The organism is Rhodovulum sp. (genome assembly GCF_011048875.1).
Lineage (GTDB): Bacteria > Pseudomonadota > Alphaproteobacteria > Rhodobacterales > Rhodobacteraceae > Rhodovulum > Rhodovulum tesquicola.
Genome location: NZ_DSDD01000447.1, coordinates 1 through 3,095, shown reverse-complemented (window position 1 = coordinate 3,095; position 3,095 = coordinate 1). Strand labels below are relative to the sequence as shown.

Annotated in this window: 5 protein-coding genes; 4 read left to right on the top strand and 1 reads right to left on the bottom strand. The window is 65.6% G+C overall.

Going from position 1 to position 3,095, the window contains the following annotated elements; translation table 11 throughout:
- Positions 1-169, top strand: a 169-nt coding sequence (locus ENN83_RS15165) for an acyl-CoA dehydrogenase family protein (RefSeq protein WP_287188393.1), incomplete at its 5' end; no start/stop codon positions are given.
- Between the two features lie 40 nt (positions 170-209).
- Here ENN83_RS15165 and ENN83_RS15160 read toward each other — a convergent pair.
- Entirely contained in the window at positions 210-407 is a 198-nt protein-coding gene (locus tag ENN83_RS15160) for a DUF1127 domain-containing protein (protein WP_287188391.1), read from the bottom strand.
- Positions 408-651: 244 nt separating this feature from the next.
- Between ENN83_RS15160 and pyrC the strand changes: the two genes are divergently transcribed.
- The 3 genes from pyrC to ENN83_RS15145 form a co-directional block, all read left to right on the top strand.
- A complete protein-coding gene (pyrC, locus tag ENN83_RS15155) occupies positions 652-1,692 on the top strand; it encodes a dihydroorotase (RefSeq protein WP_287188389.1) in 1,041 nt (346 codons plus the stop codon).
- 73 nt (positions 1,693-1,765) lie between these two features.
- A complete protein-coding gene (locus ENN83_RS15150; RefSeq protein ID WP_287188387.1) occupies positions 1,766-2,443 on the top strand; it encodes an orotate phosphoribosyltransferase in 678 nt (225 codons plus the stop codon).
- 223 nt (positions 2,444-2,666) lie between these two features.
- Positions 2,667-3,095, top strand: a 429-nt coding sequence (locus tag ENN83_RS15145) for a DnaB-like helicase N-terminal domain-containing protein (protein WP_287188385.1), incomplete at its 3' end; no start/stop codon positions are given.

Genomic DNA, 3,095 nt, shown 5'->3' with positions numbered 1-3,095 from the left:
GATCGCGCGGGCAGCGCGAGACATGCATGGCGGCAACGGGATCTCCGACAGTTTTCCGGTGATGCGCCACATGCTGAACCTCGAGACGGTGAACACCTACGAGGGCACGCATGACATCCACGCACTGATTCTGGGGCGGGCGCAGACCGGGCTGCAGGCGTTCTTCTGACGGCCTGAAGCCGCAGAAGGCATGACCGCGCTCAGAGATACTAGCGGTCGCGGAAGATGTGGCGCACGACATCCTGACGGGTCAGTCCGCGCGCGGCGAGATTCTCGTCGCTGAGCGCGTTCAACCGCTCGATCCGGCAGGTGCGGGGGTGGTGTTCCATCATCCGGACAAGCACATCGAGGAGGGTGGAGAGGATCGCGCCGGTGCGACCGGTGATCGCGGTAACTGCAAGTGCCATCTTGTGGAAACTCCTGTCGATTCACAGATGTTTCCTCCCATTTCCGCGAAAGCAGGACAGATGCGCTGACATGACCAATGCCCGCTGGCAAAGCCTGCCTTGTACCCAGCGGCCAGCGGGGGCGTGAAGTCTCAACCGGATCTTCAGCCTTTCGCGGTTCGCCCCTGCCGTGGCGCTGCGATTCGCACACAGGCGTCGTGATCGCCACTGGAAAGCCGTGCGGCGATTGTGTATCGCGCAGCCCATGACACAGCGCCTTACGATACGCCGCCCCGATGACTGGCACCTGCATCTGCGCGACGGCGCCATGCTGGCGGGCGTCCTGCCAGAGACGGCGCGCGACTTCGCCCGCGCGATCATCATGCCGAACCTGGTGCCGCCGGTGGTCACGGCGCGGGACGCGGCCGATTACCGGGCGCGAATCCTCGCCGCACTGCCCGAGGATATGGCCTTCACGCCGCTGATGACGCTTTATCTGACCGAAGAGACCGACCCGAACGACGTGGCCGCGGCCCATGCAAGCGGGCTGGTAAGCGCGGTCAAGCTGTACCCCGCGGGCGCGACGACCAATTCGGCCTCGGGGGTGACGGATTTCGACAAGGTCCGCAGCGTGCTGGAGAGGATGGCCGAGATCGGCTGCCCGCTTTGCGTGCATGGCGAGGTGACCGACCCCGAGGTGGACATCTTCGACCGCGAGGCGGTGTTCATCGACCGTGTGCTGGACCCGATCCGCCGGGCGGTGCCGGGGCTGCGTGTGGTGATGGAACACGTGACCACCGCCGACGGTGTCGACTATGTCAGGGCGAACGCGGCCGACCTTGGCGCGACGATCACCACGCATCACCTGATCATCACCCGCAACCATATCCTTGTCGGCGGGATCAAGCCGCATTACTACTGCCTGCCGGTGGCCAAGCGCGCGCGCCACCGCGACGCATTGGTGGCCGCCGCCACATCGGGCGACGCCCGGTTCTTCCTCGGCACGGACAGCGCCCCGCACAGCGATCCGACCAAGGAGTCGGCCTGCGGTTGTGCCGGCATCTTCTCGGCGACCAACACGCTGTCCTGCCTGGCGGAAGTGTTCGAGCGCGAAGGTGCGCTGGACCGGCTGGAGGCCTTCGTCTCGCTCAACGGTCCGGCCTTCTACGGCCTGCCGCCCAACGCGGAACGGATCACGCTGGTCAAGGGCGCCCCTGTCGCCTATCCTCCGAAGATCGAGACCGGCGCCGGGCCGGTGACGCTGTTCGACCCCGGCTTTCCCCTGCACTGGCGGGTCGAGCGGTAAGCCGCGTGTTTCCTTCAACCATTTCGCCGGGACGGCTCGAACCGTCCCGCCGCCAGATCGAGAGGTCCGCGCCATGATCCCCACCGCCTTCCCCGACCAGGCCGAGATGGCCCGGTTGTCGGCTCGCATGCTGCTGGAGGTAGGCGCGGTGCATTTCAACGCGGAAACGCCGTTCACCCTGGCCTCGGGCCTGCCCTCGCCCACCTATATCGACTGCCGCAAGCTCATCTCCTTCCCCCGCATCCGCGCGACGCTGATGGATTTCCTGGCCGTGACCGTGATGCGCGAGGCGGGGTTCGAGGCCTTCACCAACGTGGCTGGCGGCGAGACCGCAGGCATTCCCTTTGCCGCACTGGTGGCCGAACGGCTGGCGCTGCCGATGACCTATGTCCGCAAGAAACCGAAGGGCTATGGCCGCAACGCCCGGATCGAGGGCGTGATGGGCGAAGGCGACCGGGTGCTGCTGGTCGAGGACCTGACCACCGATGGCGGGTCCAAGCTGTCCTTCGTCGATGCGATCCGCGAGACCGGCGCGGTCTGCGGGCACACGGCGGTGATCTTCTATTATGGCATCTTCCCCGAAACCGAGACCACGCTGGCCGCCCATGGGGTGAATCTGCACCACCTCTGTACCTGGCGGGATGTGCTGGCCGAAGCCCGCGCGCAGGGCGCTTTCGACGCGGCCACGCTGGCCGAGGTCGAGGCCTTCCTGAATGCGCCTCGGGACTGGCAGGCGGCCCGACAAAAATAGCCGGGGACGGCGCTGTGGATGGCTTGGGGAAAACTCGCCCGGAGAATCGCTCGCGCAACCAAGATTTTGCGGTTATCCTGAGCCGATATACAACCTGCAGGGGTGGCTGAGGTTGCCCACAGGCCATGCACAGCTGTCGCGCCGCGTTCTCCACCATCTTCTTGCAATGTCGCGCGGCGGCCTCTTGCGGTAGTCATGCCGGACCAGAATCCAGGGGCAGGCGATGAACGAGATCAGAACGATCCAAACGGGCGGGACCGAGGACGAGGCGGGAACCCTGCCGCACAACATCGAGGCCGAGCAGCAATTGCTGGGCGCGATCCTGACCAATAACGACGTCTTCGACCGGATCGCGTCGATCATCCAGGCGCATCATTTCTACGAGCCGGTCCACCAGCGCATCTATGAGATTGCCGCCGCGCGCATCCAGAAGAATGCGCTGGCCTCGCCGGTGACGCTCAAGGCGTTTCTCGCGGATGACGAGGGGCTGAAGGAACTGGGCGGGCCGGCCTATCTGGCGCGCCTTGCCGGCGCGGCGATTTCGACCTTCGCGGCGCGGGATTACGCCCAGATGATCTACGATTTCGCTATCCGGCGCGAGTTGATCCGGCTTGGCCGCGACATCTCGGACAAGGCGGCCAAGGTCGATATC